At 35.2% G+C, this 6,530-nt stretch carries 8 protein-coding genes; 7 read left to right on the forward strand and 1 reads right to left on the reverse strand.

The features are described from left to right. Positions 1-399: 399 nt before the first annotated feature. Positions 400-651: a hypothetical protein gene (locus tag WBM70_RS04630; RefSeq protein WP_424557339.1), complete on the reverse strand. Its 252-nt coding sequence runs from the start codon at positions 649-651 to the stop codon at positions 400-402. A gap of 438 nt (positions 652-1,089) precedes the next feature. On the opposite strand from WBM70_RS04630, the gene WBM70_RS04635 reads away from it, so the two are divergent. The 7 genes from WBM70_RS04635 to WBM70_RS04665 form a co-directional block, all read left to right on the forward strand. Further along, positions 1,090-1,992: an AEC family transporter gene (locus WBM70_RS04635; RefSeq protein ID WP_424557340.1), complete on the forward strand. Its 903-nt coding sequence runs from the start codon at positions 1,090-1,092 to the stop codon at positions 1,990-1,992. A 157-nt stretch (positions 1,993-2,149) separates the two neighbouring features. Further along, a complete protein-coding gene (locus WBM70_RS04640) occupies positions 2,150-2,410 on the forward strand; it encodes a Na+/H+ antiporter NhaA (RefSeq protein ID WP_424557346.1) in 261 nt (86 codons plus the stop codon). A gap of 128 nt (positions 2,411-2,538) precedes the next feature. Next, complete coding sequence (locus tag WBM70_RS04645) at positions 2,539-2,937, forward strand: hypothetical protein (protein WP_424557341.1); 399 nt, start codon at positions 2,539-2,541, stop codon at positions 2,935-2,937. Positions 2,938-3,371: 434 nt separating this feature from the next. After that, positions 3,372-4,484, forward strand: coding sequence for a peptidase M42 (locus WBM70_RS04650; RefSeq protein ID WP_424557342.1), 1,113 nt, complete (start codon positions 3,372-3,374; stop codon positions 4,482-4,484). A gap of 22 nt (positions 4,485-4,506) precedes the next feature. Next, positions 4,507-4,920 carry an ATP-dependent zinc protease gene (locus tag WBM70_RS04655; RefSeq protein WP_424557343.1) on the forward strand — a complete coding sequence of 138 codons (414 nt, stop codon included), beginning with the start codon at positions 4,507-4,509 and terminating at the stop codon, positions 4,918-4,920. Beyond that, a complete protein-coding gene (gene rimK / locus WBM70_RS04660; protein ID WP_424557344.1) occupies positions 4,921-5,847 on the forward strand; it encodes a 30S ribosomal protein S6--L-glutamate ligase in 927 nt (308 codons plus the stop codon). Between the two features lies 1 nt (position 5,848). Further along, positions 5,849-6,530, forward strand: a 682-nt coding sequence (locus WBM70_RS04665) for a succinylglutamate desuccinylase/aspartoacylase family protein (protein WP_424557345.1), incomplete at its 3' end; no start/stop codon positions are given.

The following is a 6,530-nucleotide window of genomic DNA, read 5'->3' on the forward strand; positions in this document are numbered from 1 at the left end:
ATGTTAAGCTTCATATTAATGGCTGTAGCTTTAGTGGGTGGTATTGTCTTTATCGCACTTACTATTCCATAGTAGTCGCTATTTCCCTAATGAATTTTCAATCATTCGTTTAGTTTGAATATGCCTAAACTTGAACATATTGCATATACATAGACCCATTTGAACCAACCCTCAAGGAACGTGTATCTGTTCGGGTATCTTCATTTTGAAGATACCTAGATATATCAAAAAACGTTAACACTATACTGGTTAGACACTAGCACTTTTTAAAACCATATAAAATATATAACACTATGAGGTTTTCATTACATTGAATATTCTAATTTAGTTACTGTTCCACTATTTAGATTTTTCATTGTCTTTACATCTCAGTGAATTGTCATACAGGACTATACAAGATTATTTGATATCACATCCAGTATCATAGCAATCATGTACTTCTTTGTCCAACTCATTTCTCCAGACAGATAACTGTATAGCTACCGACCCATATGGTTCGTGAAACCCATCATTTAATTCTAGCAGGCACCGTATATAGTCATGAGGATTGAGATGATGATCAATGAACCATCTAGCCAATTTTACGTCATTTTGCTCTTCTACTATTTTGTGCAGTTCCATGCGTTCCAATTCTGTCAATTCTCTTTTCATTGGTCATGTCCTTTTGAGTATATTATCTATCTGATACACTGATGAGAAACGTCTTATCAAAATGCTAAGTGTAGTATAAAATAGAAGTGTGAAAATAGCATGAAGAGAAAACCTTATAAAGTTATATATTTTATAGGGTTTACCCTATAGGTATTTTTACATTGGATTAAACATGAGTGTTTTTTATACAATCAATTAAATAATATTGTTTAAATTCATACTATCCTAGAAAGCGATGAAAGGCTCTTAAGCATTTTTGATATTTCTGATTTTATGATAATTTTTAATTTTAGATCGCATAATTCTTTTCATTGTATGTCTTCTTTACTTTTGTCCAAAAATTAAGACTACCTTGATATAAATGGTGTAGCTGTGATGATACCAGCATCTTTTATCTATTGATTTCTATTTTCTTTTATAATAAGCAGGATTCTTAATATGGATTTTTTACAAACATTATTACTTTTGTTGGCAATTACCGCTATTGGCATATTTAGCAGATATAGGCAGCTTTTTTCTGCCTCAGATAAACTCGTTTTAAATAATTTTGTTTATAGATTTGCACTCCCGGCATTATTCATTGACACGATTTCTGGCATACAGTTTAATCTCATTGAGATGGAGATTATTATTGGCTCTGTTTTGCCTGTCATAATTTCGATTATAATCATCATCTTAGCGTATACATTCAAGTTTATTAGTAAAGATCAGATGATCATTTCATCACTTACACTAGGTTTTGGTAGTAATGCTTTTTTTGGAATAGCTTATTTCGATTCATTATATGGGGGAGAAATTTTAGATTTTGCTGTATTAACGGCAAGTATATTAGGTATGTTAGGGGTTATCTTAAGTGTTGCATTTCTAGAATATGCCAAGAATGGCAAAGTTAAAATAGTGATTCTTTTTAATGTATTAAAAAGTCCACCTGTTTTTGCAATTTTTATAGGTCTAGCATTAGCACTTTTCGGATTTCATATAGCGTTCTTTGACAAAGCCAGTGCTCTTTTAGGCAAAACAGCAGGTGGCTTAGCCATTTTTGTTCTGGGGATGTTTATATATGACACTTTCTCAATTCAACTTATTAAGACCGCACTCCCTTATGTCCTTTTAAGAGCTATATTACTACCAGCTACTACATTTCTGGTTCTTCTTTTTTTACCTGACATGATAGATAAGATGTATACTTTTCTTTTTCAGCAAAGTGGTATACCTGTTGCAATAGCCTTGGCTGTCATAGCACAAAAATATGATTATCATGAGAAAAAAATTTCTTCAATAGTGATGCTAAGTTCGCTTTTGAGTTTTTTAGTTTTAGGTTTATTGTATAATTTGAGTTAATGACGATGGGTATAAATTAAAAGAGTTTGTAATTTAATAAGATGCCGGTCTTTGCCTTTTTTAATGCGGGTGTTTCCTTATCCACAGTTTTATTATCAATCTTACATCCTGTAAGTTTGGCATAATTCTTGGACTTTATGTTGTTAAACCACTAGGTATCTTTGGTGCTGTTTATCTATCAGATCGTTGTGGTTTTGCCAGAAAACCTGATTCACTTCGATGGGTTGATATCTTCGGTGCGAGTCTTCTTGGTGGAGTAGAATTCACCATGTCTATTTTTGTCAGGGATATTGCATTCAGTAACACTGAACTTGTGAATTTAGCCAAATTATCGATCATACTCTCATCAATTATTAGTGGTGTTTTAGTTGCTGTATGGATATTTAAAACCGTATTGATACAAAATACGAAGTTATAAAAAATATGTATTTAATCTGACTTCTCAATTTTTTGACACCAACACCATAAGAGATCAATATTGATCTAATTGCCAATATTATCGTCATAACAAAAAAAGAGTATACTACTTAAAAAAATGAGGCCATTATGAATCGCTATTTCACATTGGAGAAAGCTCCAATCTTTATCCAGTTTATTATTACATTAGGACTATTTATTTCTGTAGAAGATTTCAGTAGTATTAGGTCATTTTCTACATTGGCTGTAGCACTTTTAGAGTTTATTATCATCCTTGAACTAGTTCGTATGCTAATCGAGTTTCTATTTGGTAATGAAAACCGACTCAAATTACGATTAATGATCGACTCTACGATCATATTTTTCATCCGTGATATTATGTTAATTGTAAATGATAAATTTGATCTCATAAAAATTGTATCAATTCTTGGTATTATTGCGATACTTTTTGTATTTAGAATTGTCACAATGAAATACAGCCCTCTTTACATTGAGCATGAATATAAAAAAAGTTTTGACAATAATTAATTAAATATATCTTTTGTCATTTAAGTGTTTTTGATGTTCAGGACCAATTGAGGAAAAGGAATCTCTATATTATGCTTGTAGCGCGTTTTAGATCGAGATTAGGAAGTCTGATGTTAAAATAGATGCTTTTTACTTGTCTCACCATTTTTTAATTCTACTTATCATTTTCTTCTCATTTTTGATATTAAAAGTCTTATTTTATATATCATTTATTGATATGTAAATAAGTCGTGATTGTATCATTTTATAAATGATAAGTACAAGGCATATATAGATGATGATATGCTATTTATCTATTGTACATATTATAGGAATCATTTACACGATATAATTATTTTCAACTTGAGAAAAATTTCATTACAAATGACTTATTTTGTGGCAAAGAGAAGATATAATATTAGTTCTATATATTTACAGAAAAGAGTAGAATAAAAATGTTTAAAGAAATTTTTTTAAAACACATTAGGGAAACTATTGGGGAATCAAGCGAAATGAGTCGTTTCCTTGATATTCTCAAGCAGCTTATCCGTACACCTTCAGTGGTTGGAGCAGAGCATTCTTTTTTTCTTTCTTTGAAAAGAGAGCTGGAAGAGATAGGTATCCAAACCACACTATATGAAGGTGTACTGGTTGCTGAGGGAAATGATCCTGATAGCGGAATGATCAGCGCACATATTGATCGTCATGGTTTGATATGTACTGGCCCAAATGAATTTCAGTATGCTGCCTTCACGGCTCAGAATAGAGGGGATCTTACGGGGGACTCTGTAGCGGAAAAGACATATAGGGATATTATAGAACGTTTTATAAACCAGCGTGTTCAAGCCTATGATCCCTGGTCTGGAGCTTATCTTGGATTAGGGAAGATCGACAATGCCTATTTTTGTGAACGTAGAGCAAACCTGCTTTTTAATGTTAAAGGGTTGGAACATTTGTATGCAGGAACCCCTGTAGCATTTGTAGATACTTTGAGCTATGAAGAGGGGCATCTCTCCGCACAACTAGATAATGTGCTTAGTGCTGCGATCATTCTTTTTTTATATGAAAGAGGATACCAGGGAAGAGCTTTCTTTACTGCAGAAGAAGAAGCAGGGAAAAGCTGGCGTTTTCTTTTAGAATGGTTTAGAGGCAGGGATATTTGCACGGATGAGCTTTTGGTGCTTGATACAAGTCCATATCCCGATAGAAACAGTGCTGATACTCAGCATATTGTACTTAGGAATAAAGATTCAAATGCAACATTCACATCATCATTGACTCAAAAGATCACAGATATTTGCGATGATCTCTCGATTAGTTATGGGTATAAGGATCAATATATAGAGGCATTGAATGAGGTGCGCATAGCTCAAGGCAGCACACCTTATTCTTTAGGAAGCACAGAGATGGGACGTATCGTCAACGCAAGTGAGGGAACCATACAAGGAACAACCTTTCAGTTGCCTACAACAGGATACCATACGACAAGTGAAACAGTCTCTATGCCTGCTGTAATGGATGCGATAAAAGTACTTGAGGCACTCTATTTGGATGAAAGTAGAGTATAATATTAAAAAGAAGGGGTAGCACATGGAAGTAGTTGGATATATTGAATCAGTAGACTTACCGGAGATCGAACTGTTTGACTTAGATGCCAAGATCGATACTGGAGCAGATTCCTGCTCGATACATTGTGATGATATTGAGGTTGAAGGTGAAATAGTTACTTTTTTGCTTCACGATGAAGTGCATGAAGCTTATCATGGAAAAAAGATAACCCTGCCCATACACAATATAAAAAAAGTAAAAAGTTCAAATGGAAAAAGTGAAGAGAGAATTTTCATAAAATCCTTAATTAAGCTCGGTTGCAAAACTTATGAAGCAGAAATATCATTGGCGAACCGTGAAAATATGAAGTATCCTATGTTAATAGGCAGACGTTTTCTTTCGCATCATTATTTGATAGATGTTTCACATAAATATATAACAAAAAAGGATAAATAGATGACCGTGTACATACTTTCAAGAAATACAAAACTTTACTCAACTCAGAGATTAGTAGAGGCAGGTGAGGCTAAAGGGTGGAATATCCGTGTGATTGATTATTTGATGTGCAGTATTGAGATCATGAAGGGTGAATTGGCAGTGGTCTATGATGGGGAACTTCTTCCCGTCCCAGATGCTATTATCCCTCGTATTGGCGCAAGTCGTACTTTTTTCGGTACGGCAATGGTACGTCACTTTGAGATCATGGGTGCATTCAGTGTGGCAGGAAATCTTGCCATTGCAAGATCTCGAGATAAGCTTCGAAGCCTGCAAGTGCTTTCCAAGCATGGTGTAGATATGCCAAGAACTGTTTTTGCATCCAACAAAGCTAGTGCCAAAGATGTTATCAAACTTAGTGGTGGTACACCGTTGGTACTCAAAATTCTTGAGGGGACTCAGGGTGTTGGTGTAGTATTGGCAGAAACACAAAAAGCTGCACAGTCTGTTTTGGATGCTTTTTATGGTATGGAGGTAAACCTTTTGGTCCAAGAGTTCATTAAAGAAGCGGGAGGGGCTGACATACGAGCATTGGTTGTCAATGGCGAAGTGGTTGGTGCGATGAAGCGTCAGGGTGCAGAAGGAGACTTCCGTTCCAATCTTCATCAAGGGGGAAGTGCTACTGCTTATAAGCTCAATAGAAAAGAAAAATCTATGGCATTAGCAGCAGCTAAAGCAATGGGACTAGGTGTATGCGGTGTAGATATGATCCCTTCTGATCGTGGCCCATTGGTTATGGAAGTCAATTCTTCACCTGGACTTGAGGGCATAGAAAAGGCTAGAGGTATTGATATAGCAGGTAAGATAATGAATTATATTGACTCTAGTATTTCACCTTTGCCTGATAATAAAAAACGTCGTATTAAAAAAGATAATATTGGAGCATAAAATGGATGAAAAGTCTTTTGTTCTAGGTGGTGTAGAGATATTAAGAGGTACTAAGAAGCGGATTGAAATAAGTCTGCCAGGCTTCTATGGTACTCCAACATCTTTAACTGTACATGTGATTCGTGGTAAAAGAGCGGGCCCCATTGTTTTCATTTCTGCTGCGATTCATGGCGATGAATTGAATGGTATTGAGATTATCCGCCGCTTAAAACAGATTCATTTACTCGATAAGCTAAAAGGAACACTTATTTTGGTTCCGGTAGTCAATATTTATGGGACGATGAATCTTACTCGTTATCTGCCCGACAGACGTGACCTTAATCGAAATTTTCCAGGATCATCCAAAGGCTCACTCGCTTCACGTGTGGCTAAAACTTTTCTTGATGAGATCGTTTCTAAATGTGACCTTGGAATTGACTTGCACACTGCGAGTATACATAAAGATAATCTTCCGCAGGTGAGAACCAATATAGAAAATGAGTATACTTTGAGGCTTGCACTTGCATTTGAGGCACCAGGGGTATTACACTCTACACTTCGTGATGGGTCACTGCGTGCTGTGGCACAGGACAAGGGTGTTCCTATTTTACTTTATGAAGCAGGTGAGGCATTGCGGTTTGATGAAAAGTCCATAAAGATTGGAGTCAAAGGTATCATTAATGTACTCAGAGCCAATGAAATGC

The organism is Sulfurovum sp. (assembly GCF_049668085.1).
In the GTDB taxonomy this organism is placed as follows: Bacteria; Campylobacterota; Campylobacteria; order Campylobacterales; family Sulfurovaceae; genus Sulfurovum.